Annotated in this window: 21 protein-coding genes and 1 rRNA gene; 13 read left to right on the top strand and 9 right to left on the bottom strand. The window is 41.5% G+C overall.

Going from position 1 to position 23,085, the window contains the following annotated elements:
- Nucleotides 1–34 precede the first annotated feature (34 nt).
- From J0656_RS18300 to guaA, 4 genes are read right to left on the bottom strand one after another with little or no spacing between them, the layout of a single operon-like run.
- Nucleotides 35–568: a DUF922 domain-containing protein gene (locus tag J0656_RS18300; RefSeq protein ID WP_207036495.1), complete on the bottom strand. Its 534-nt coding sequence runs from the start codon at nt 566–568 to the stop codon at nt 35–37.
- Nucleotides 556–960: an OsmC family protein gene (locus tag J0656_RS18305; protein WP_207036497.1), complete on the bottom strand. Its 405-nt coding sequence runs from the start codon at nt 958–960 to the stop codon at nt 556–558. The genes J0656_RS18300 and J0656_RS18305 overlap by 13 nt, the downstream gene beginning before the upstream one ends.
- Nucleotides 938–3,118 (bottom strand): LysM peptidoglycan-binding domain-containing protein, encoded by a 2,181-nt coding sequence (locus J0656_RS18310; RefSeq protein WP_207036499.1) that lies wholly within the window; start codon nt 3,116–3,118, stop codon nt 938–940. Before J0656_RS18310 ends, J0656_RS18305 begins: the two co-directional genes overlap by 23 nt.
- Nucleotides 3,115–4,647, bottom strand: a complete 1,533-nt coding sequence (guaA, locus tag J0656_RS18315) for a glutamine-hydrolyzing GMP synthase (RefSeq protein ID WP_207036501.1) — start codon at nt 4,645–4,647, stop codon at nt 3,115–3,117. The genes J0656_RS18310 and guaA overlap by 4 nt, the downstream gene beginning before the upstream one ends.
- 207 nt (nt 4,648–4,854) lie before the next feature.
- On the opposite strand from guaA, the gene pgmB reads away from it, so the two are divergent.
- Entirely contained in the window at nt 4,855–5,514 is a 660-nt protein-coding gene (gene pgmB, locus J0656_RS18320; RefSeq protein WP_207036504.1) for a beta-phosphoglucomutase, read from the top strand.
- Nucleotides 5,515–5,722: 208 nt separating this feature from the next.
- On the opposite strand, the gene bshC is transcribed toward pgmB, so the two are convergent.
- Nucleotides 5,723–7,327 carry a bacillithiol biosynthesis cysteine-adding enzyme BshC gene (bshC, locus tag J0656_RS18325; RefSeq protein WP_207036507.1) on the bottom strand — a complete coding sequence of 535 codons (1,605 nt, stop codon included), beginning with the start codon at nt 7,325–7,327 and terminating at the stop codon, nt 5,723–5,725.
- 159 nt (nt 7,328–7,486) lie between these two features.
- Between bshC and J0656_RS18330 the strand changes: the two genes are divergently transcribed.
- The 7 genes from J0656_RS18330 (at nt 7,487) to J0656_RS18360 (ending at nt 15,555) form a co-directional block, all read left to right on the top strand.
- Entirely contained in the window at nt 7,487–9,937 is a 2,451-nt protein-coding gene (locus tag J0656_RS18330; RefSeq protein WP_207036509.1) for a M14 family metallopeptidase, read from the top strand.
- A 111-nt stretch (nt 9,938–10,048) separates the two neighbouring features.
- Entirely contained in the window at nt 10,049–11,368 is a 1,320-nt protein-coding gene (locus tag J0656_RS18335; RefSeq protein ID WP_207036511.1) for a carboxypeptidase-like regulatory domain-containing protein, read from the top strand.
- A gap of 61 nt (nt 11,369–11,429) precedes the next feature.
- Nucleotides 11,430–12,479, top strand: coding sequence for a S66 peptidase family protein (locus tag J0656_RS18340; RefSeq protein ID WP_207036513.1), 1,050 nt, complete (start codon nt 11,430–11,432; stop codon nt 12,477–12,479).
- A gap of 166 nt (nt 12,480–12,645) precedes the next feature.
- The gene (locus tag J0656_RS18345) at nt 12,646–12,846 is read left to right on the top strand and encodes a hypothetical protein (protein ID WP_207036516.1); all 201 of its coding nucleotides are present in this window, start codon (nt 12,646–12,648) and stop codon (nt 12,844–12,846) included.
- Nucleotides 12,824–13,807, top strand: coding sequence for a type III secretion system chaperone family protein (locus tag J0656_RS18350; RefSeq protein WP_207036518.1), 984 nt, complete (start codon nt 12,824–12,826; stop codon nt 13,805–13,807). The genes J0656_RS18345 and J0656_RS18350 overlap by 23 nt, the downstream gene beginning before the upstream one ends.
- 15 nt (nt 13,808–13,822) lie before the next feature.
- Nucleotides 13,823–14,902 carry a trypsin-like peptidase domain-containing protein gene (locus J0656_RS18355; RefSeq protein WP_207036520.1) on the top strand — a complete coding sequence of 360 codons (1,080 nt, stop codon included), beginning with the start codon at nt 13,823–13,825 and terminating at the stop codon, nt 14,900–14,902.
- Between the two features lie 137 nt (nt 14,903–15,039).
- Nucleotides 15,040–15,555 carry a porin family protein gene (locus J0656_RS18360; protein ID WP_207036522.1) on the top strand — a complete coding sequence of 172 codons (516 nt, stop codon included), beginning with the start codon at nt 15,040–15,042 and terminating at the stop codon, nt 15,553–15,555.
- Nucleotides 15,556–15,621: 66 nt separating this feature from the next.
- Here the strand turns inward: J0656_RS18360 and rocD are convergent, their stop codons facing one another.
- Nucleotides 15,622–16,866: an ornithine--oxo-acid transaminase gene (gene rocD, locus J0656_RS18365; protein WP_207036523.1), complete on the bottom strand. Its 1,245-nt coding sequence runs from the start codon at nt 16,864–16,866 to the stop codon at nt 15,622–15,624.
- A gap of 235 nt (nt 16,867–17,101) precedes the next feature.
- Between rocD and rlmD the strand changes: the two genes are divergently transcribed.
- The 4 genes from rlmD to J0656_RS18385 are packed head-to-tail and all read left to right on the top strand — an operon-like array spanning nt 17,102 to nt 20,142.
- Nucleotides 17,102–18,514 carry a 23S rRNA (uracil(1939)-C(5))-methyltransferase RlmD gene (rlmD, locus tag J0656_RS18370; RefSeq protein ID WP_207036539.1) on the top strand — a complete coding sequence of 471 codons (1,413 nt, stop codon included), beginning with the start codon at nt 17,102–17,104 and terminating at the stop codon, nt 18,512–18,514.
- 30 nt (nt 18,515–18,544) lie between these two features.
- Nucleotides 18,545–19,063 carry a DUF6452 family protein gene (locus J0656_RS18375; RefSeq protein WP_207036541.1) on the top strand — a complete coding sequence of 173 codons (519 nt, stop codon included), beginning with the start codon at nt 18,545–18,547 and terminating at the stop codon, nt 19,061–19,063.
- Complete coding sequence (locus J0656_RS18380; protein WP_207036543.1) at nt 19,044–19,799, top strand: DUF6048 family protein; 756 nt, start codon at nt 19,044–19,046, stop codon at nt 19,797–19,799. The genes J0656_RS18375 and J0656_RS18380 overlap by 20 nt, the downstream gene beginning before the upstream one ends.
- A 1-nt stretch (nt 19,800) precedes the next feature.
- Entirely contained in the window at nt 19,801–20,142 is a 342-nt protein-coding gene (locus J0656_RS18385; RefSeq protein ID WP_207036545.1) for a VOC family protein, read from the top strand.
- A 141-nt stretch (nt 20,143–20,283) separates the two neighbouring features.
- Here the strand turns inward: J0656_RS18385 and J0656_RS18390 are convergent, their stop codons facing one another.
- The gene (locus J0656_RS18390; protein WP_207036547.1) at nt 20,284–21,447 is read right to left on the bottom strand and encodes a THUMP domain-containing class I SAM-dependent RNA methyltransferase; all 1,164 of its coding nucleotides are present in this window, start codon (nt 21,445–21,447) and stop codon (nt 20,284–20,286) included.
- A gap of 56 nt (nt 21,448–21,503) precedes the next feature.
- Between J0656_RS18390 and J0656_RS18395 the strand changes: the two genes are divergently transcribed.
- On the top strand, nt 21,504–22,190 hold the full coding sequence (locus J0656_RS18395) for a ZIP family metal transporter (RefSeq protein ID WP_207036549.1): 687 nt from the start codon (nt 21,504–21,506) through the stop codon (nt 22,188–22,190).
- A gap of 86 nt (nt 22,191–22,276) precedes the next feature.
- On the opposite strand, the gene trhA is transcribed toward J0656_RS18395, so the two are convergent.
- Nucleotides 22,277–22,912: a PAQR family membrane homeostasis protein TrhA gene (gene trhA / locus J0656_RS18400; RefSeq protein WP_207036558.1), complete on the bottom strand. Its 636-nt coding sequence runs from the start codon at nt 22,910–22,912 to the stop codon at nt 22,277–22,279.
- 86 nt (nt 22,913–22,998) lie between these two features.
- A 5S ribosomal RNA gene (rrf, locus tag J0656_RS18405) occupies nt 22,999–23,085 on the bottom strand; the annotation flags it as partial.

A 23,085-nucleotide genomic window follows, 5' to 3' on the forward strand; every position in this document is an offset into this window, starting at 1 on the left:
TACAAAAAATAAATTCAAGCTATGGGTGTAGAAATTATTCCGATTCTTTTAAGGTCTCAGCAATCTTTCGGTTCCACTCTGCCTGCTTTTCACGGTTTCGGGAAAAGTTGGTTTCCCAATCATAACGCTCTTGGCACTCTTGAAGTTCTTTGAGAATATCTTTATAAATCTTCCTTACCTCAGCCTTTACATCATCGGAAAAAGAAGTCCTTCGGAGCTTGTCGCGCATTTTACGGGCAAAAATTTCGGTAATGTCAAAATGTAGTTGCTCGTGCGCCAACGTATTTGTATTGCACAGTTCGGGCTTGTACCATGATTCGTTCGGATAGAAATAGGCATTCACCTCAAAATCCAAATGAACCTCGTGATGCAATAAATTTGCTGAATAGGAATAGCTGATACCGCTTGCCGTAGTTGCCGCAGATTCTTCGGCAGGAGGCACTTTCCCCTTAAAATCGGCCCAAGCAAGCCTTATATCTTCGCTCCATGGAACTCCCTGCTCGATTTCTTGCGCCAATCCAAAAAAACCAAGTAGAAGAATACATCCTATGGAAATTATTTTGTCCAATTAAATTCGATTACCTTTTCAATATCGGGATGCAGGCTATAATGCACCGGGCATGTGTTGGCGGTATGCACCAATATTTTTCTTTGTTTTTCGGACAAGGCCGCAGGCATTTCAAATGTAACCTCAATCTTGGAAATCCGTCTGGGGTCGGCGGCCATGTGCTTGGTCACCTCAGCTGTTGAGCCGGTCAAGTCTACCTCCATATCACGGGCCTTGATTCCCATCATGGTCATCATACAATTGGCTAGACCTGTAGCGACCGTATCGGTGGGCGAAAATGCTTCTCCTTTACCGTTGTTATCCACAGGGGCATCAGTAATATATTCGTTACCCGAACGCAGATGCACGCATGTGGTGCGAAGGTTTCCGTTATAGGTTACTTTTGATGTCATTTTTTTGCTCTACTTCCTTTATGGTTAAGTTATCGTACTCCATTATATAGCATGCCCTGTTAAAATACCCAGAGGTCCAATCATTCAAGTAATCAAAACCATTACCTGCATATTCGGTAAGTCCGATATATTTGGAAGTTTCAAAAAGATTCTTCTTGTAGGCAAGCTTAAGGAGAACATCCATTGTTACGTCAAACCCTCTTACCGCATATCTGTCCGGCACGAGTCCATCGTACTTCTTTGTATATGCACTTACAAAGGCATCGTTTCCATTTTCCTTATAAAATGAAGGATATGTAAACCTAAGGTTTGACAAATGCGTTCTTGATACGGCATCGTCATCGAATGCCCCATTATAGCTGGTAGTAAACATACGCACCTTTATTTGCTTTCCTTCTTCGGTTTCTCCTGTTCGAGTGTTGGCCGAGTTCAATATAGAAGTGACGCTTGCCACCATATTGGGCTGGTCGGTTTCCAGGAAAACCCAGTTTTCCTTCTCATTGGAAAGTTGAATTAGAAAACGATCCAAATGCAATGATTTATTGTCAATGATCTTGGCAATTTGCGCTGCCGGAAACTTGCTCAAAATAGAATCGTGCGCCACCTGATGGGTAGAATCGGCAATAATGATCACGTTCTCGTTCTTATGGATTTTTTCCATGTAAGACAGTAGCTTATCCCTGAGCACGGCATCTCTTGGCACAGAGAAGAACACATTGTTATGGCTCAACTTACTATCCGATGAGATTGGCGCAATCACCGGAATTTTTTTTGCAGCGGCCTGCACAGCAACTTCGTCCAACGGCCCGGCGGCCAATGGTCCGATAATAGCATCAACTCCATTCAAATTTTCCCTGAAAAGAATTTCCTTCACTTTAGCTTGGTCCAATTGTGTGTCGTAAGTTTTCACATCTACGGACACCCCTAGCTTTTTAATGGAATCCAAAGCCACCATGGCACCGGTATAAAATCCAAGACTTAGTGCCAAATCCCTACGGTTTTTGATGAGCTCCTCTGCTTTTTCGGTATCGGCCACATTTACTTTGTCCAATCTAAAGGGAAGCATAAAGACCAGTTTGGGCCTATTCTCCACATTGATACTGTCCACCAAATTGATTTTATCCAGGACCAAGGCATTCTTCACTTCGAGCTCTTTGGCTTTTTCTTTGGGCAATTTTAGCACCATTCCCGCCTTCAATCCATTTTCAAGCGCTGGGTTCAAACGGAATAGCTCTTCTCGCGTGATTTTCAGGTTTTGGGTAATCCTGAAAATATTTTGTTTGGGTTTAACTTCATAAAAAATAAAGTTCTCCGTATTTACTTCTCCTTTGGTATCTCTCTTTTTGGGGAGCCTTACCACCATACCTTCCTTTAGACCTCCCTGTTTCATAATCTCAGGATTGAGCCTCACTATGGAATCTGTCGCAATACCATATTCCCTTCCCAAGCTGTAAAGTGTCATTTTGGGCGGTACGGTGTATGAAGTAAACAAATCTGTTTTTTGTTCTTTTAAGCTGTCTCCCTTTGGTCTGGGCAGTTTCAATTCTTGACCTGCTGCCAAATAATTGGTGGTCTTGTCCAGTTCGGGGTTCAAAATCAAAAGGCTATCCACGCTAATACCATATTTGTGCGCTACACTCCAACGTGTTTCCTTCGGCTGCACGGTATAGACTTCAAAATCCAGTTCCTTTTCTTCATCGGGGTCAACTTCCGGGAAAACCGGGATTTGAAGAATCATTTTACGATCAAGTGTCTCTGAATACAAATTGGTATTGTACCTTTTTAACTGATCTTGGGTGATATTGTATTTTTTTGTGATGCCGAATATGGTCTCCTTGCGTTTTACCCTGTGGCGCATAAAACGGATTGGCTTTACTTCTTCCTCTTGCTCCTCCTCTACCCTGGTCTTGGTTTTAGTTTCTACGGGCTTGCCATTCAAAGGAATTATAAGAATTGTATTCTCCTTGACATCGGAAGCACTCTTGATCTCTTTATTTGCCTGTAATATGCTGTAGGGCGTAACCCTGTATTTTTGGGAAATGCTCTTAAGTGTTTCCCCTTCCTTTACAGCGTGTGTTGCATAGTTTTGCGCAGAAACCGGTACCATGGCAAAAAAAAGCACCATGGTAAAAACCAGTTGTAACATATATTTTTTCATTCCCATTCTATAGTTGCCGGTGGTTTTGAACTAATGTCATACACCACTCTATTAACGCCTTTAACCTTATTTATTATATCATTAGAGGTTTTTTGCAGGAACTCGTAGGGCAAATTCACCCAATCGGCGGTCATACCATCGGTACTTTCGACCGCTCTAAGCGCGACACATTTTTCGTAGGTACGCTCATCTCCCATTACCCCTACACTATCTACGGGCAAAAGCATGGCTCCAGCCTGCCAGACCTTGTCATAAAGTCCCCATTTTTTCAATCCTTCAATAAAAATGGCATCCACTTCTTGTAAAATAGCCACTTTTTCCGCTGTAATATCTCCCAAGATACGGATTCCCAAACCAGGTCCTGGAAAGGGGTGCCTTCCCAAAATTTCAGGGGACATGTCCATACTTGCTCCAACTCGCCTTACCTCATCTTTGAACAACATCTTCAAGGGCTCTACGATTTTCAACTTCATGTAGTCGGGTAATCCTCCAACGTTGTGGTGACTTTTTATAACTGCTGATGGACCTCCACTTGCTGAAACGGATTCAATCCGATCTGGATAGATGGTTCCTTGTGCCAACCATTTTGCATTTTCAACTTTGTGAGACTCATCATCGAAAACCTCGATAAAGACCCTTCCGATAATCTTTCTTTTTCCTTCAGGGTCCGATTCACCTTTCAAGGCATCCAAAAAGCGTGCCGAAGCATCAACACCCTTTACATTGAGCCCCATGTGTTTATATTGATCCAGAACATCTTCAAACTCGTTCTTCCGTAAAAGCCCGTTGTTCACAAAGATGCAGTATAGGTGATCGCCAATGGCCTTGTGCAGCAACATGGCCGCGACACTGGAATCCACCCCACCTGAGAGACCGAGTATTACTTTTTCATCTCCGATTTCTTTCTTAAGCTCCTCAACGGTTGTTTCCACAAAAGCATCAGGGGTCCAATCCTGTTGCAATCCAGCAATATTCACCAAAAAGTTTTCCAACAGTTTTTTTCCGTCGGTGGTGTGGTATACTTCTGGGTGGAACTGTATTCCATAGGTAGTTTCCCCTGCTATTTTATAGGCGGCATTCTCCACATCATGGGTACTCGCCAAACGAACCGCTCCCTCGGGCAGTTCTTTTATGGTATCGCTGTGGCTCATCCATACTTGGCTTCCCTCTCCTATACCATTCAAAAAATCCTCTCCTTCCTTTACATAAGAAAGGTTAGCTCGGCCATATTCACGGGTTGCCGAAGGTGCCACGTTTCCACCATGAAAGTGGGACAAGTATTGCGCACCGTAGCAAATGCCCAATAAAGGCATCTTCCCCTTTATTTTTGAAAGATCAGGGTGCGGTGCCTGTTCGGAACGTACCGAAGATGGCGACCCCGAAAGGATAACGGCCTTATACTCCGATAAATCCTCGGGCAATTTATTGTATGGCTTAATTTCTGAATAAATGTTGAGCTCCCTAACGCGTCTTGCGATCAGCTGAGTATACTGGGAACCAAAGTCTAGGATGAGTACGTTGTTATGCATGGGCAAAAATAGCAATTTGCTTTAGTTGCAAAAGTATCTTTTAAAGGATATTTATGCCAAGTTTTTCCAAAAAGTAATTCCAACGGGTTATTAACAACTTCATTTGTTTGGACTGCTCCTCATTCTATTTTTAATAAGCGTTCTCTCTTATATAGTTTTTTTCTTAATTGATTTCATTATTTCTTTGTGGTCTAAATTGAACCGACCATGATTAAGGGATTCATTTTTGATTTGGATGGTGTGATTACAGATACCGCTGAACTACATTATGATGCTTGGAAAAAGTTAGCGGATGAAATGGGCTGGGAGTTTGACCGCGATGTAAACGAAAAACTGAGGGGTATTTCCAGAATGGATTCCATAAAGGCCATCATGGACCATAATGGCGTATCCTTGGATGAAAACACCATAGTTGAACTTGCCACCAAAAAGAATGACATCTATGTCAACAGTCTGGATGGCATGACCCAAGAGGACTACCTGCCAGGTGCCAGGGAGCTGCTTACACATTTGCGTTCGGAAGGATTTAGTGTGGCATTGGGAAGTGCGAGCAAGAATGCGAACAAGGTATTGCAACAACTCAAGGCCACTCATTATTTTGATGTAATCGGTGATGGAAACAGTGTTTCCAAGAGCAAGCCTGCTCCCGATATTTTTTTGTTCGCCTCTGAAAAATTAGGACTACGTCCCGAAAACTGTATTGTTTTTGAAGATGCAGAAAAAGGAATCGATGCGGCAAAGGCTGGTAACTTCCATAGTGTTGGCATCGGTCCGGAAGAGCGCGTAGGGCATGCGGACATCAGGTTCGATACCATGAAAGAGGCAACTCTGTTCGAAGTAAAATCACATTTCAAGGATTTGTTTTAAATCAACTTCACAATAAAAAACAAAAAGCTCCGGGAACCACTCCGGAGCTTCTCAATAAAATCAAAACCAACCTAAACATATTGAGTTAACCTACTCAAAATTTAAATTTTCATAGCTATTTACACCTATGGAACAATCCAGGATGCAAATACCCTACCTTGGCTTTACTATTTTTTTTGATTTTTTGCGAACCCTTACAAAGTGCGGCTTAAGAATGCCTTAAAATGATGAAGTTTTTGGAGAACGGGTCCAACTTATCCAATAACAATGGAATCAAGGAATCTCCCATTTCCAGATAAATTTCAGAGAAGTTCAGTTGCCGTTCTTGCAAGGATTGGTTCGGAAAAAGTTCATTTTGAAGGTCGGTCAATCGTATCACATGATCCATCAACTTTTTCTTTTGGGCTTTTAACAAGCGTTTTTCAAGGGCATCCAACCCTTTTTTCTGTTTTACTTCTTGCGCTTTCACTGCTCCCAAAAAGCTTTTATCGGTTTGCTCCGCCAAATCGTACATATGCTGAAACTGTTCTTCCAACAACTTTTTCTGGGGCGAAAAATCTATATCGATATTAGAAATGTCACGTATCTTTTTATTGATGAGCGAATGTTGCTTCATAAATAAATGGGAAACCTTCAATCCCATTTTCTCTACTTTTTCGTATTGCTTCTCCGTTATCAACAAGGCCGAATTGCGCAACATCAACATTGGGAACGTTACCCCGACCTCATCAAAATACGATTTGAGCTCCAGCCAATAGGCCAGTTCCCCTCCCCCGCCAATGTAACAAAGGTTGGGCAGAATCACCTCTTGGTACAATGGACGTGCGACCACATTGGGCGAAAAACGTTCTGGGAAAGTCTCCAACTCCTGCAGTAATTCTTCCTTGGAAAATTGGATATGGGTGTTCACCACCTGATACTTCCCTTTCTTCTCAACGATTCGCTCCCGCAGTCCATCCTTCAAATAAAAATAATTGATCTCCCTGGGGTTTACCTGTATATTATAATCAAAAGACGCTTTACTTAGTTCTTCAATAGTTTCTGATATCCTTTTAAACGGGGTTTGCTCAAGTATGTCCTTCTTGGCATATGGCACCAAAAGTTCCTTCAATTGTTTATCATCTCCATCGATGATTACCAATCCCTGTTCCCCAAAAAGGGCATTGGCAAGGTGTCTAGTGGCTTCGGTCAAGTTGGAATGTTCAAGATAACTCGACCTAAAAAGTTCCTTTAAACTATCGGTCAACCCTAAGTTACCGAGTTCCGCTACAAAGATTTCAAAAACATCCTCCAATCCATCCGTGGACAATCGGCCCACTGCTCCAGCGGCCTTTTTGTTCCAAAGCACCTTTTTTCCGTGCAGATTGAAGTAATTGATCTCATCAAAATCATGGTCCTCCGTTGCCATCCAATACACAGGGACAAAGTGATGGTTTGGATGTTCCTCATTGAGCTTTTTGGCCAAGTTGATGGTGGAAACGATTTTATATAGAAAATACAGCGGACCGGTAAAAAGATTTAATTGGTGCCCTGTAACCACGGTAAAGGTTTTCTCATCCTTTAGCGCATTGATGTTTTGCTGGGTCCCGTTGGAGATCTCAATGTTTTTATACTGACTTGTCAAAGAGTTGACCAGAACAGTTCTGTTCGCTTTTGGGTAGTTGGACGCTTTTTCCTTGATCTGCTCATCAAAATTCTCCAGCAAGGGAAACCTATTATAAAAGGATGTCAGTTCCTTTTTCTGATCTAAATAATCGCAAATTAATTGGGAAAAATAACCGGTCTCCTTAAAGGGTATACATTCTACTTCCATTAAAACAGTAATGAGGTGTTCAAAGATAAGTCTCTTCTTTATTTCTCATCCCAAAAATACGTTAATTGAATTTTATACATTTTGATTGTTCCCTTCCCAATAAAATTAGGTTTCTGGCTCAATTTATTATTAGATTTGGTAAAACCAATTAAACCAAGCATGACCAGATTTTTATTTTCCCTCATTCTATTAGCATCAATTTCTTTATCCGCACAGCAGTTAAAATCCCCATCCGAATTTTTGGGATATGAACTCGGTACCCAGTTCACAAGGCATCATGAAGTGGTGGATTACTACGAGTACTTGGCCGAGTCCGCTCCGGATAGGGTACAACTTACCGTTTACGGAAAAACCAACGAACGTCGACCCTTGATTTTGGCCTATGTGTCTTCAGCGGAAAACTTGGCCAATCTGGAGACCATTCGTCAGGAACACTTAAAAGATACGGAGGGTTCAGGAAATTCCTCCAAAGCCATTGTTTGGTTGAGCTATAACGTGCACGGGAACGAAAGTGTGAGCACGGAAGCTTCCATGAAGACCATTTATGAACTTTTGACCAAAAAAAGTTCCTATTTAGAAAATACGGTCGTGATCATGGATCCATGTATCAATCCTGATGGCAGGGACAGGTACAGCAATTGGTACAATCAATACAAAAACACACCATACCAAGTGGACCCCAACAGCAAGGAGCACCATGAAGGATGGTGGAGCGGAAGGAGCAACCACTATATGTTCGACCTTAACCGCGATTGGGCCTGGCTTACACAGATTGAAAGCCAGCAACGTTTAAAAATGTTCAATCAATGGTTGCCCCATGTACACGTGGACTTCCATGAGCAGGGTGTGAACAGCCCATATTATTTTGCTCCGGCCGCAGAACCCTATCACGAGGTAATTACCGATTTTCAGCGTGATTTTCAGGTTACCCTCGGTAGAAACCACGCAAAATATTTTGATGCCAATGGTTGGTTCTACTTTACCAAAGAGGTCTTTGACCTGCTATATCCAAGTTACGGAGACACCTACCCTATTTATAATGGCGCCATTGGCATGACCTATGAACAAGGGGGCAGCGGACAAGCTGGTTTGGGCATTGTAACCGCCATCGGCGATACGCTAACATTGAAAGATAGAATTGCCCATCATTTTACCACCGGGCTTTCTACCGTGGAAGTATCTTCCCAAAACGCGGAAAAACTGAACCAGGAATTCAGGAAGTTCCATCAAAACAAAGATTTTAAATATAAAAGCTACGTTCTCAAAGGAGAAAAGGACAAATTGGATGCTCTTAAATCCCTTTTGGAAAAACACAACATTGAATACGGTGACCTTACAAGTGGGTCTTACAAGGGCCATAGCTATGGTTCAGGAAGCAACGGCAGCCTCTCCATCAATAAAAATGGAATGGTGGTATCTACGGATCAGCCCAAGGGAACTTTGGTAAAAGTGCTTTTTGAACCCAATGCAAAACTGTCGGATTCATTGACCTACGATATTACCGCGTGGTCGTTGCCCTATGCATACGGCTTGGATGCCATTGCATCAACATCAGCAGTTGCTTCGCAAAATGTTCAGGAAACTGTGCCTTCCTCGAACATTGCGAGTGGAAGCTATGCTTATTTGACCAATTGGAACAGTATGGACGATGCCCGCTTTTTAGCAGCCCTGTTAAACGAAGGCATCAGGGTTCGAAAAGCAGACCATCCTTTTACCATTGAGGGCAAATCTTTTGAAAGAGGCACATTGATCATTACCAAGGGTGATAATGAAAACAAAGAAGATTTTATCCCGACCCTGCAATCCATTGCAACAAAATTCAAGAAAGATATTACCTCTACGGGTACCGGATTTGTAGATTCGGGCAAGGACTTTGGTTCTTCATCCATTCAAATGATTTCCAAACCTAAAATTGCGGTATTGTCCGGAGGGCCTACCTCCACTCTTCGATTTGGTGAGATTTGGCACTTTTTTGAACAGCAATTGCACTACCCGCTTACAGTAATAGACGATGAATACGCCGACCGAGTAGACCTTTACGAATACGATGTCCTTGTATTGCCAGATGGCCGTTACGGCAACTACTTTAATGAAGACGAGCTTACCGAGCTTAAAAGTTGGGTAAGAAAAGGCGGCAAGATCATTGCTATGGGCGGCTCCATTGATGCCCTTGATGGCGAAAAGGGGTTTGGCATCCAAAAAAAGAAATTGGAAGAAACCGAGAACGATGAAAACACTCCACAACCCTACAAGGACTGGGAGCGGGAACGTATCAAAGGGGCCATTACAGGGGCTATCTTCAAAACCAAAGTGGACAACTCCAATCCTTTAGCCTACGGATATGGCTCTGACTATTTCTCCCTAAAACTGGGCAGCAGTGCCTTTGAGTATCTTGATAACGGGAACGCAGTATATCTTGAACAAAACACAAAACCATTTTCAGGCTTTGCCGGAGTGGAAGCAAGAAAAAAGATTTCGGAATCACTGATCTTTGGTATTGAAAACCATGGTCGCGGGCAAGTGATTTATATGGTGGACAACCCACTATTTAGAGGATTTTGGGAAAACGGAAAACTGTTCTTTGCCAATGCCCTCTTTATGGTAGATTAGGTTTTTATCTGGTTTTGAGGGTATTATTCGCTTTTTTTAACGAAAAAAGCATTGATACATACCTCCTTTTTTTTGTACATTTAGTAAAAGTAACAAGGAAAAATTGCGGATATGCCATTAAGAACCTCATCATTGATTTCAACCTTACAATTTAAGGCCACGTTATTATGTATAATTGGGGCCTTGGCCATGTTGCTACCGCAGTCATCCTTGGCATTTCAGCAAAATAACACCGAGCTTGATTACAACGAGTATAGTGGGGAGGTTAAGGAAGCATCGAGCAACAAGGCCCTTGTCTTTGCCACACTCACTGTAGAGGGCACGAATATCAGCACCATTAGCAATACGGAGGGAAATTTTCTTCTGAAGGTGCCCAAAGAGCATGCCAGTAAAAACTTGGTGGTTTCATTTTTAGGATATAAGACCAAAACATTGCCAATTTCAAGCCTTGAGCGCGAAGGCAACGAAATTTCTTTGGAGGTATCTGTAACCCAACTTTCGGAAATAAATATCAATGCACCTAAAAATGCAATGGACTTGGTAAAGGAAACACTGAAGAACAGGGATGAAAACTATTTTCAGGATCCTTCGTTGATGACTGCATTTTACAGGGAAACCATAAAAAGACGTAGAAAAAATGTCTCCTTGGCCGAAGCCGTGGTAAACGTTTACAAAACACCCTACAACATTGTAAGGGAAGATGCCGTTGAACTTTACAAGGCCAGAAAAAGTACGGATTACAGTAAATTGGACACCGTAGCGCTGAAACTTCAAGGAGGCCCCTACAATACACTGTACGTGGATATGATGAAGTATCCTGAGTACATCTTTTCCGAAGAATCGCTTTCCAATTACAAGTTTACTTTCGACCGTTCCGTGCGAACCAATGATAGATTGATCTATGTTATCAGGTTTAACCAGCATGAAGGAATTTTGGAACCATTGTACCAAGGGGAACTGTATATCGATGTAGAGAATAAAATTCTTACCGGCGCCATTTTTTCATTGAACATTACGGACAGGGAACAGGCAGCACAGCTTTTTGTGCGCAGAAAGCCCGCTAAAGTAGATGTTTGGCCCACCGAAGTATCCTACCGAGTGGATTACCGTGAAAAAAATGGTAAATGGCATTATGGCTACAGCAGTGTTTTCATGGAGTTCAAAGTGGATTGGGCCGATAAATGGTTCAACTCACAGTACAGTATGACCGCTGAAATGGCCATCACTGATTGGGAGACGGTAAGCAAGGACGAAAGACCGAAGTATCGTCAGCGAATCCGGAAATCGATTATCCTGAGCGATGAGGCCTCCGGGTTTTCCGACCCGGACTTTTGGGGAGAGTACAATATCATCGAACCTGAAAAGTCCATTGAATCTGCCATCAGAAAAATCCAACGACAGTTAAGACGGTCAGAAAGAAACAGTGATTAGTTCGTGCTTTTCTTCTAATTTTTGTGCATTTTTATCCTTGCGTTGCCAAAATCCAATGTAAATGTCCAAAAGAAGAAGTTTTTTAAAATCTGCTACAGTCCTTGGAGCTGCAACCCTTTTGCATCAAACAAGTTGGGGCAACGAGTCGTTTGCCAAAACCAAAGTAAAGCCTAAAAAATTAAGCCCCGGTGATACCATTGGTCTTGTGGCCCCAGGTTTTGCCATAAAATTGGAGGAGCTCTATCTTGCTGTTGACACCTTGGAAAAAATGGGTTTTAAAACCTTCTATACCGACCGCATTAAAGGAAACTATGGTTATTTCAGCAATACGGATGAGGAACGGGCTGCCGATTTGAACGAAATGTTCGCAAATCCCGATATCGATGCCATTCTCTGCGCCCGTGGTGGATACGGATGTACACGCATCCTTGGTATGTTGGACTACGATGCTATCGAGGAAAACCCAAAAGCATTGATTGGGTTCAGTGATATTACGGCCTTGATCAATACCATCTACAAAAAAACAGGTCTTGTGGGATTCCATGGCCCCGTAGGTAAAACCTTGGACGATGAGTATAGCAAAGACTATTTTAGGAAGGTACTCATGGAACCACAAGAAATCCTCCCCATTAAAAATGCCATATTAAAGGATCCTAAACAATATCGAAATAGCGAATACTACCGCTATACCATTACTCCCGGCGTTGCGCAAGGAGAGCTCATTGGTGGCAGTCTGACCTTGGTGACTGCCATGATCGGAACGCCTTACGAACTCGACTTTACGGATAAACTTGTTTTTTTGGAAGATGTTGAAGAAGCCCCGTATCGTATGGACCGTATGTTGACACAACTTTCTGAAGTAGATAGTTTTGTAAAGGCCAAAGGAATCATATTTGGGGTTTGCAAAGGTTGCGACCGTAAAAGAACCACTGAAAACTTCACCCTCAGAGAAGTGATCATGGATAGGATTTCACCCTTGAACATTCCTGCGGTATATGGAATGAGTTTTGGCCATATTCCCCAAAACTCAACACTTCCCATTGGGATCGAAGCAAGCTTCAACGCCTATAAAAAACAGCTTCGCTTACTCGAAGCCGCTGTAAGTCAATAGCATTAGTCAATTGATTTACTTTACATTACCATTCAAAATAGTTTGTCCAACTATAGGTTTTTTCAAAAAAAAGACGATATTAGCCATACTATTATAGTACGACCTCACTAAAAAAATACAAATCAACCTCACCCAAATCTGATTTGTAATTTCTTAACCTATAATAATGAAACATGTACTTCCTAGGTTCACAAGACCTATTAAAAGTGAGGACGACCCACTAATGGACGTTTCTTACTGGAGCAAGGCTATGGATGCCTACGATGCCAAAAACTATAAAACGGCATTGATCGAAACCATCAACTATATCAATTCAAATGTACTTAAAGACCATAGTACAGAGGATGATATTCAAGTTACTCAATGAGATTTCCATTTCAATCACGCAAGACACCTTCACAATCAGGGCACCTTTTGTTAAGATTACGGAAAAAACAAACAAAGTTGCCTTGTTCCGACGCGTGGCAGAAATCAATTTCAATCCGTTGACATTGGCACAAATCCATCTTAGGGACAATGTACTTTGGTTTGAATACGAAACGCCATTAGAGCTTTGTCAACCCTATAAAGTATATGACCTATTAAGGGAAATAAGTGTTTATGCCGATAATTATGATGATGAATTCATAGAAAAATACAAAGCTGAGTTCTACAAAGAGTCAAGTATTACCCCGTTATCCGAGATGGAAAAGGAGGCCGTATGGCAGCAAATCAGTGATATTTTGGAAGACTACAATAATTACAGCCTTTTTTTTAAAGAGAAACGATGGAACGACTTCCAATGGGACATTATCGTGATTTCTTTGTTAAAAATCGTCAATATTCCCTGTGTCCATGGAACATTAAGGACCAAATTGGAAGAATATGTCAATAATCTCTTCAATGGACAGATTGATTTTAACCATAGGATCGATAAAGGAGTGAACTTTATGCAAAAGCTCCTTGCCAAACCCAAAGAAGAGTTTATGGAGGATATATACCACGCCAAGGCGTTGATTTCCCTCAAATGGCGCAGTTCCAACGAAATTTTGCAGGACTATGCCAAGAACTTGGAACAATATGTCAACTCTTATGTAAAGGAAAACAACAATTTGATGCTCTGCTATTATCTACAATATTCCTTTTTAAAAATGATATACAATTACAATTTGGAGGAGCATCACCAAAATGCCATATACGATACCTTGGAAAAAGTTTCCGGTAAAGAGCTGCATGATGCCAGGCCTATTTTGCTCAATACATTCAATGCCTTTTTGAATGGCACGGCAGGTAGTTCAGGTGAAAAGAAAAAAGAAAAAAAGAACCTCTTCTCAAAATTATTTAGCTAACCAAAAGCAAATAACGTGGAAAACCTAAGAAAATCAGTTTTTAAAATAGTAACCGCTTCTGGAACGGGAAGCGGTTTTACGGTAAGCGGCCATGACCACATCATTACCAATTACCATGTGATCAAAGGAGAAAAAATAGTTGCCGTCGAAGACCATAAGAAAGATAGGCATGTAGCAAAGGTTGTTATGGTAAACCCAGAAGTGGACCTTGCCTTTTTAAGCATTGATGGATTCAAGAACGTAAATACGGATATTTCACTGCAAGAAGAAATTGTAATTGCAAACACACAAAGAATCTTTATTAATGGTTATCCGTTCGGCATGCCTTACACCATTACGGAGGGAATCGTATCCGCCACGAGTCAGCCCATGGGCAGTAGAAGCTATATTCAGACCGATGCTGCCGTCAACCCTGGAAATTCCGGTGGGCCTATGCGCAATGAAGCTGGTGTCCTGGTCGGGGTGACCACATCAAAATTCAATAATGCTGATAACGTGGGGTTTGGAATAAAGCACCTGGATTTGATAAAAGAGATGAGCGACTTTGCACTACTTCAAAACAAAGCCACCTATAACGTAAAATGTAATTCCTGCGATAACTATACGGATCAAGAATCAGAGTTTTGTGCCAATTGCGGGAACAACATGGATATTTCAATTTGGGAAGAGTTCGAGAAAAGCCACTTTGCCCAATTCGTAGAAGGTGCCTTGACAGATTTGGGCATCGACCCGGTTCTTGGACGTGCTGGTAGGGATTATTGGGAATTCCATCATGGAAGTGCCCTGATCAGGATTTTCGTTTTTAAAAGAGACTACCTGGTAGCAACTTCCCCAATGAACAATCTTCCAAAACAGAATATTCAAGAACTATTGACCCACTTATTGGAAGCAAATGTGGAACCCTATTATTTGGGTATACATCAAAACCAAATTTATCTTTCGTACAGGGTTCATCTTTCCGATATATTCCCAGATCATGCGGATACCATCAAACAAAACCTAAAGAACCTAGCTTTAAAAGCAGATGATTTGGACAATTTTTTTGCTGATGAATATGGTTGCGAAATGTCCATAGAATCCAAAGAAGAAGTTTAGCAATTTAAAAGCATTTTTTTGTGAGATCTGGTTTGTTAAAAATTGAAATTAAAAAACACAGGACTTATTCAGTAAATCAAAGAATCCATTCGTTTTTAATTCTATATTTGCCGCCATAACATTAACTTTAATTAAACATGAAAAAGCTTTTATTAGTTGCCATTACTGTATTAGGATTCACCTATTTATCTCAAGCACAAGAAGTTAGATTTGGGGCGACCGCAGGATATCTCAATGCACGTGGAAGCGTCAAAGCAGACGGCATTAGTATATCTGCATCGGAATCTGGATTCTATTTGGGAGCAGTGGCGGACTTTAATGTCTCCGAAAACTTCAATGTACAACCTGAACTGCTCTATGCCAACGTAGATGGTTCAAGTGGACTAATGCTTCCTATTCTTGGAAAATTTGCCATTTCTGAGAAGTTTAACCTTCAAGCTGGTCCACAATTGGTTTTCTCATTTGAGGAAACTCCGGAAGATTTCAGCAGTGTTGAATTTGATATTGCAGGAGGAATCGGTTATGATATCGACGAGGACTTTTTTATCGAAGCGCGTTATACCTTTCAAATCAACAACTCCTACACCGGTAGTGAAGATGTCAAAGTAAGAGGAAATTACCTTACCGTTGGATTAGGGTACAAGTTTTTATAATAGATTACAATCTATCCAAAACGAAAAGGGCGGTGAAATCACCGCCCTTTTCTATTCTTATCAATGCTACTTCGTAAATTCATTCAGTGTTTTAATAATAATGGACACGCAATCCATTAACTGCTCCCGGTCCATGACCAACGGTGGTGCAAAACGAATGATATTACCATGTGTTGGTTTGGCAAGAAGTCCATTCTCCTTTAAAGCCATACAAATGTCCCAAGCGGTAGAACTATCTTCCGTATCGTTGATTACAATGGCATTCAACAATCCCTTTCCCCTTACCTTTACGACCAAATCGCAGGAAGGGATAAACTTGTTCAGCTCTTCGCGGAACAGTTCGCCCAGTTCCTCTGCATTCTGTGCCAAATTCTCTTCTTTGATCACTTCCAAAGCAGCAGTGCTTACCGCAGCGGCTACAGGATTCCCGCCAAAGGTGCTCCCATGGCTTCCCGGTGTGATGACCTCCATAATATCGTCATTGGCCAAAACACCTGAAACCGGATACACACCGCCAGAGAGGGCTTTGCCCAAAATCAAGATATCGGGTTTTACACCTTCGTGGTCAACCGCAAGCATCTTACCAGTTCTTGCAATACCCGTCTGTACTTCGTCTGCGATAAATAATACATTATATTTTTCACAAAGGGCCTTTGCCTCTTTCAAATATCCTTCAGATGGCACATAAACCCCTGCTTCCCCTTGTATCGGCTCCACCAAAAAACCTGCAACGTGCGGATTGCTCTTGAGTGCATTCTCCAAAGCGGTCAAATTATCATACTCGATTTTTACAAAACCTTCAGTGTACGGCCCATAGTTTTCCCTTGCCACTTCATCATTGGAGAAGGAAATAATGGTTGTCGTTCTACCATGGAAATTGTTTTCACAAACAATCACTTTAGCTTGATTCTCTGGAATGCCCTTTTTCTGGTAGGCCCATCTTCTGCAAACTTTCAATGCAGTTTCTACTGCTTCTGCCCCTGTGTTCATGGGCAACAACTTATCAAAACCAAAAGTTTCGGTAGCGTATTTTTCGTACTTGCCCAACATATCGTTATAAAAAGCACGGGAAGTCAAGGTCAATGTTTTTGCCTGCTCCACCATGGCCCCAACAATTTTTGGGTGACAGTGCCCTTGGTTTACCGCCGAATACGCAGAAAGAAAATCGTAGTATTTCTTTCCTTCCACATCCCACACATATACACCTTCACCCTTGCTCAAAACCACAGGAAGTGGATGGTAATTGTGCGCTCCGTACTTGTTTTCCAAATCTATCGCTTGCTGCGATGTTAAATGCTCTAAAACAGCCATTTCATTAAATGATTAAAATTGATAAAATAACCATTCCTACTGTACCTTTATTCTTTCGAAGTCTCGAAAAAGCAGCGTGGGAGAGAAATCATCCCTTGGAGTGCCCGCAAATTACAAATTAATTGATGAAAACGTAATTTTTGAATGTATGATTCCTTTGGTTTTCACCTAAAGTTTACATGCAATTTAAGAAGCTACATTCCATGAAATACCAAAAAGAACTTACTTTTGCGGCATGCGTAAAAACAGAAGGAGAAAAACGTTCGAAAACGTAGAGGTAATCGATGCCGGAGCAAAGGGAAAATCCGTGGGCAAGGCCCCGGACGGACGCGTCATATTTTTGACCAATGCCGTACCCGGTGATGTGGTGGATGTGATGACCACAAAAAAAAGAAAAGCCTATTTTGAGGGTGTTGCCACCAATTTCCATACCCTTTCAGATAGAAGAACCGAACCCGTTTGCCAACATTTTGGTACCTGCGGCGGATGCAAATGGCAACACATGGGCTACGAGCACCAACTCTATTTTAAACAAAAAGAGGTGGAAAACAACCTAAAGCGTATTGGCAACCTAGAGTTGCCGGACACCACTCCTATTCTCGGGTCCAAGGAACAGTATTTTTACAGGAACAAAATGGAGTTCTCGTTTTCTGATAGCCGGTGGTTAACGCAGAAAGAAATCAATTCGGATGAGGAGATAGATGACAGAAATGCTTTGGGCTTCCATATTCCAGGTATGTGGGACAAAATTTTGGACATTAAAAAATGTCACCTACAACAAGACCCTTCCAACGCGATACGATTGGAAACAAAAAGTTTTGCGAACAAAAACGGACTTACATTTTTTAATCCAAGAAAGCAAGAAGGACTTCTACGGACTTTGATGATACGTACATCATCAACCGGGGAAATTATGGTGCTCATCCAATTCTTTGAAGAGGATACCAAAAACAGGGAATTACTCTTGAATCATTTAAAGGAGACATTTCCGGAAATAACCGCACTGCTATACGTAATCAATTCCAAGGGCAATGATACCATATACGACCAGGATGTCATCTGCTTTGCAGGTCGAGACCATATTTTTGAGGAAATGGAGGGGCTTCAGTTTAAGATAAATGCAAAATCCTTTTACCAGACCAACTCTGCTCAGGCATATGAGCTTTACAAGGTTGCTAGGGATTTTGCCGGACTCACTGGAGACGAGCTCGTATACGATTTGTACACAGGAACGGGAACCATAGCGCAGTTTGTCTCGAAAAAAGCTAAAAAAGTGATCGGAGTTGAATCCGTGCCCGAAGCCATTGAAGATGCCAAGGCCAATGCTCTGCACAACAACATCTCCAATGTGGATTTCTATGTTGGTGATATGAAAAATGTATTCAACGATGATTTTATCGCTGCACATGGCCAACCCGATGTTATCATTACCGACCCTCCAAGGGATGGGATGCACAAACAAGTAGTTGAACAACTGCTCCAAGTGGCACCTCCAAAAATTGTTTACGTAAGCTGCAACAGCGCAACCCAGGCCAGGGATTTGGCTCTTATGAAAGAACAATATAAAGTCACCAAGGTTCAACCCGTGGATATGTTCCCACAGACGCACCATGTTGAAAATGTTGTACTTTTGGAAAAACGGGTATAATTTTTGACATAAAAACCCATATTTATCCTAATGAAGAAAATAATCCCCATCCTACTTATAGTTTCGGTGCTGTTTTATGTATCCTCTTGCGAAAAGGACGATATATGTGTTGATGGCGACACACCCCTTATGGTCATCGGTTTTTTTGATTTTGCAGATACCACTTTGGTGAAAAACGTCCCCTCTATTAGGATACGCAATATTGATATTGACAGTATTTTGACCAATAGTTCATTTAGCGACCGTTCCGAATCACCGGATTCGCTGCAGGTCCCATTGCGAAGTACCGCCACAACAACGATGTATCAGATTATTTCAGAATCTGCGGATGATGAGGAAACAGAGCTGGAAACGGGAAATATTGATACTTTGACCATTTCCTATGAGTTAGGGGAGGCATTTGTATCCAGGGCCTGCGGATTTGTGACCAATTACAACAATATTTCCGTTACCCTTACCGAAGGTGCCGAAAACTGGATTCAAGATATCAAGGTTGTCCAACCCAATGTAGAAAATACTAATACTATCCATGTCAAAATATTTCATTAGCATCATAATTGGCCTCCTCCCTATTTTGGTTTTGGCACAGAGTGAACCTGTAGATCTTTCACCAAAAGACACCGTCGTTTACAAAGACCCATATGGCCTACGGGTCGGTGCGGACATCAGCAAGTTGGTACTTTCTTTTTTGGATGAAGATTATACAGGACTGGAATTAGTAGGTGATTACAGGCTGACCCGAAAACTATATCTGGCCGCTGAAATTGGCAACGAGACCAAAAAACAGGATGAGAACCTGAACAACACTATTCTTTACGACTACGAAACCTCTGGAAGTTATATAAAAGCAGGTGTGGATATGAATACCTATACCAACTGGTACGGTATGAACAATGCCATCACCATTGGTGGTCGCTATGCTGTGGCAAGTTTTAGCCAAACGCTTAACAATTATAGTCTTTATGAGACCAACCAGTTCTTTAATCCCGAGTTTTTACCTGGTGAAAATCCTAACAGGGAATTTAGCGGACTGTCGGCCTCTTGGCTCGAATTTGTGGTAGGTACCAAAGTGGAACTTTTTGCCAATATTTTTGTGGGGATGAGTGCACGCTTGGGATTTCTTGTGACCAATTCTGAAGACGAGCAATTTCCAAACCTATGGATTCCAGGATTCAACAAGGTAACGGACGGAAGTAATTTTGGGGTAAACTACAACTACTCTATCAGCTACTTTATTCCCCTTTACAAAAAGGACAAAAAGAAAAAGGAAGAAAACGGCCAATAGCATGAAGACCACGCCAATCGATTATATCGAGTTCAAGTCCGCCGATATTGAACAGACCAAAATATTTTACTCCAATACCTTTGGTTGGACCTTTACTGATTATGGACCAAATTATACCGCGTTTTCCGGAAGTGGGGTTGCGGGTGGTTTTGAATTGACTACTGAACCTATTGTGAACGGAGTACTTGTTGTACTGTATCACGAAAATCTTGAGGAAATACAGGAACGTATAATTAGCGTAGGAGGAATCATCAGTAAGGAGATTTTTGAGTTTCCAGGCGGCAAGAGATTTCATTTCACTGACCCTTCGGGCAACGAACTTGCCATTTGGTCAGAAAAGTAAAAGGAGCCTCTAAGGACTCCTTTCACAAAATTTGGTTGAGTTAGTTAGTTGTGTTCTAAACACATCTCCAAATCTAACTAATTCTTTTGTTTTCCACCAAATCTATTTTTGGAGAAATCGCAATTTTTATTTGATTCGCAACTAATTCTCTTCACTGAATTTGGCCTTTTTACTTCCCTCGTAAATTTCATACTTTACCAGTCTCGACTCCAATTTACCGTTAAAAGTTTTAATTTTTTTCGATGTTTTTAGACCAATATGTTTTAAGGCTTCCAAATTTGATGTAATAAGCCAAGCATCGGTTCCAGGGTAAATCTGTTTGAACGTGTCCCCTATTTTCCCATAAAAGATTTCCATATCAATGGGCAATCGTTCACCGTAAGGAGGGTTGAACAGCATGTGCAGTTTTCCTTCAAGTGGCTTATCAACCCTAAAGAAGTCTTTGCGTTCCACGGTTATATAATCCGACAGGTTGGCATGGTCCACGTTCTCTTGGGCTTTCCTTACCGCTGAGGGAGCTTTATCGTACCCTATGATTTTATAATTGAACTCTCGGACCTTCTTTAAACTCGCATCCACAATTTTACTATAGAGGTCGGCATCATAATCCTTCCAATGCATAAATGCATAGGACTCCCTATTAATGTTCGCCGGTATATTGCAGGCAATCATAGCTGCTTCTATCAGAAAAGTTCCACTCCCGCACATGGGATCAAAAAAGTTGGATTGTCCGTCCCATCCGGTTTTAAGCAACAGGCCTGCGGCCAAGACCTCATTGATAGGAGCAATATTCGTTAGAATACGATATCCCCGTTGATGGAGGGAATTCCCCGAACTGTCCAAAGAAACCGTACAGGTGTTGTTATAAATATGGATATTGATTCTAATATCCGGGTCTTGGGTCTTTACATTCGGACGCTCGCGAACTATCTCCCTAAACTTATCCACAATGGCATCTTTGGCCTTTAAGGACACAAACATTGAATTATCAAAGACCTTGGTACTAGTTACACTATCAATGGCAAAGGTTTTCTCCACATCGAAGATACCGGGCCAATCCAATTCGTAAATATGTCTGTATAGATCCTTTTCATTGAATACCCGAAACGTTTTGATGGGTCTAAAAACTCTTAAGGCCGTCCTAAGGCACACGTTCGCCTTGTACATAAAACCGGTATCTCCCTCAAAAGATACGTTTCGAACACCTTCTTCTACGTTGCTAGCCCCAAGATTACGAAGCTCTTTGGCCAAAATTGGCTCGAATCCGTAAAGGGTCTTGGCCATCATTTTAAAATTTCCTGCCATGTTCTTGTAATTTCTTTCCGCAAAAATAGACTATTTTTACTCCCTTGATTTAGCGCATGAATATTCCTTCCAGTATTATCTATATCATTCCGATTTTAGCCGTTTGGTCCGGTTTTGCATTTGTATGGTTTACTAGACCGGCTAACAACGACAATATCAAATTATTGCTTGCCTTTAGTGGGGCTTTCCTGTTATCGCTGACTTTTTTTGAGCTATTGCCTGAGGTTTATGATGGTCATGACCCTAAAACAATAGCGCTATACATTCTGGGAGGTATCCTTATGCAGGTTTTTCTGGAGTTCTTTTCGAAAGGAGCAGAACATGGTCACGTGCATGTTCACCTAAAAGAAAACAAGTTCCCTGTCCTATTATTTGTAAGCCTATGTATACACGCTTTGATAGAAGGTGTACCAATACATGATAATGATTCAATACTCTATGGAATCATCATACATAAGTTACCAATAGCGATTATCCTGAGCATCTTTTTGATCAACTCCAAGATGAAGATGTCCGCTACCTTATTATTTATTGTTGTTTTTTCCTTAATGACGCCTTTGGGCAGCTTTATTTCCACATCTCCTTGGGTTTCGGATTACGGACACTTATTCACTGCTTTGGCCATTGGGGTTTTCTTCCATATATCAACCATAATTTTGTTTGAAAGTGCGCAAGGACATGCTTTTAATCTTCGAAAAGTATTGGTAATTATTTTAGGAATCGGGATTGCTTATTTCGTGTAAGTAAATGTATTTAAAAGAACTCGTTACCAACAACTGATTCATGGTCACTGGTCTTGGTTATTTGATTAAAACTATTGTTCAACGTCTTAATTCAAGATTTTAAGCACTAGAAACCAATGTGCAATTGCCCCACCAAGCACAAAGAAATGCCATATCAAATGATTGTACGGTATCTTTTTTACGGCGTAGAACACTATTCCGATCGTATAAAAAGCTCCGCCAGCAGCAAGGTATAGCAATCCAGATGAGGACATATGCTCCAATAAATATGGCAGATCTATTACAATCAGCCAGCCCATCACTCCATAAAGGACCAGCGAGAAAACCTCAAATCTGCCCGTAAAAAATATTTTAAGGACCGTTCCGAACAGCGCAATACCCCATACCAAATAGAACAATAGCCACCCTTTGGATGGTAATAAAATGGACAGGCACACGGGAGTATAGGTTCCTGCAATCAAATAGTAAATACTGATATGATCCAGAATCCTGAGTTTTTTCTTCAATTTTGGATTTTCCACGGCATGATAGATTGTTGAGGCCGTAAACAATAAGAGTAAAGAAACTACATAAACAGTGATACCACCTTTCATGAAAGGGATTGCTCCCAAGTCATTTTCAAATAAAAGGATTCCTCCTATGGCCGCCAACACGATGCCCAGTGCATGGGAATATGCATTCAATTTTTCTTCAAGTAAAACAGGGTTGGTTTGGGAGTCCAATGGTATAAGTTATATCTACATTTTGCAGGGGCAAAGATACCATATAAAAACAAAAAAAGGCCCATCACTAATGTGAAGGGCCTTGAGGAAGGCGGCGACCTACTCTCCCACCTGGTGTGGCAGTACCATCGGCGCAAACGGGCTTAACTTCCCTGTTCGGAATGGAAAGGGGT

The organism is Flagellimonas aurea, from assembly GCF_017313785.1.
GTDB classification, from domain to species: Bacteria; Bacteroidota; Bacteroidia; order Flavobacteriales; family Flavobacteriaceae; genus Flagellimonas; species Flagellimonas aurea.

Coding starts and splice junctions, on each gene's coding strand:
- J0656_RS18305 (WP_207036497.1), bottom strand. CDS start 960: ATGACATCAAAAGTAACCTATAACGGAAACCTTCGCACCACATGCGTG.
- J0656_RS18310 (WP_207036499.1), bottom strand. CDS start 3,118: ATGAAAAAATATATGTTACAACTGGTTTTTACCATGGTGCTTTTTTTT.
- guaA (WP_207036501.1), bottom strand. CDS start 4,647: ATGCATAACAACGTACTCATCCTAGACTTTGGTTCCCAGTATACTCAG.
- pgmB (WP_207036504.1), top strand. CDS start 4,855: ATGATTAAGGGATTCATTTTTGATTTGGATGGTGTGATTACAGATACC.
- bshC (WP_207036507.1), bottom strand. CDS start 7,327: ATGGAAGTAGAATGTATACCCTTTAAGGAGACCGGTTATTTTTCCCAA.
- J0656_RS18330 (WP_207036509.1), top strand. CDS start 7,487: ATGACCAGATTTTTATTTTCCCTCATTCTATTAGCATCAATTTCTTTA.
- J0656_RS18335 (WP_207036511.1), top strand. CDS start 10,049: ATGCCATTAAGAACCTCATCATTGATTTCAACCTTACAATTTAAGGCC.
- J0656_RS18340 (WP_207036513.1), top strand. CDS start 11,430: ATGTCCAAAAGAAGAAGTTTTTTAAAATCTGCTACAGTCCTTGGAGCT.
- J0656_RS18345 (WP_207036516.1), top strand. CDS start 12,646: ATGAAACATGTACTTCCTAGGTTCACAAGACCTATTAAAAGTGAGGAC.
- J0656_RS18350 (WP_207036518.1), top strand. CDS start 12,824: ATGATATTCAAGTTACTCAATGAGATTTCCATTTCAATCACGCAAGAC.
- J0656_RS18360 (WP_207036522.1), top strand. CDS start 15,040: ATGAAAAAGCTTTTATTAGTTGCCATTACTGTATTAGGATTCACCTAT.
- rocD (WP_207036523.1), bottom strand. CDS start 16,866: ATGGCTGTTTTAGAGCATTTAACATCGCAGCAAGCGATAGATTTGGAA.
- rlmD (WP_207036539.1), top strand. CDS start 17,102: ATGCGTAAAAACAGAAGGAGAAAAACGTTCGAAAACGTAGAGGTAATC.
- J0656_RS18375 (WP_207036541.1), top strand. CDS start 18,545: ATGAAGAAAATAATCCCCATCCTACTTATAGTTTCGGTGCTGTTTTAT.
- J0656_RS18380 (WP_207036543.1), top strand. CDS start 19,044: ATGTCAAAATATTTCATTAGCATCATAATTGGCCTCCTCCCTATTTTG.
- J0656_RS18385 (WP_207036545.1), top strand. CDS start 19,801: ATGAAGACCACGCCAATCGATTATATCGAGTTCAAGTCCGCCGATATT.
- J0656_RS18390 (WP_207036547.1), bottom strand. CDS start 21,447: ATGGCAGGAAATTTTAAAATGATGGCCAAGACCCTTTACGGATTCGAG.
- J0656_RS18395 (WP_207036549.1), top strand. CDS start 21,504: ATGAATATTCCTTCCAGTATTATCTATATCATTCCGATTTTAGCCGTT.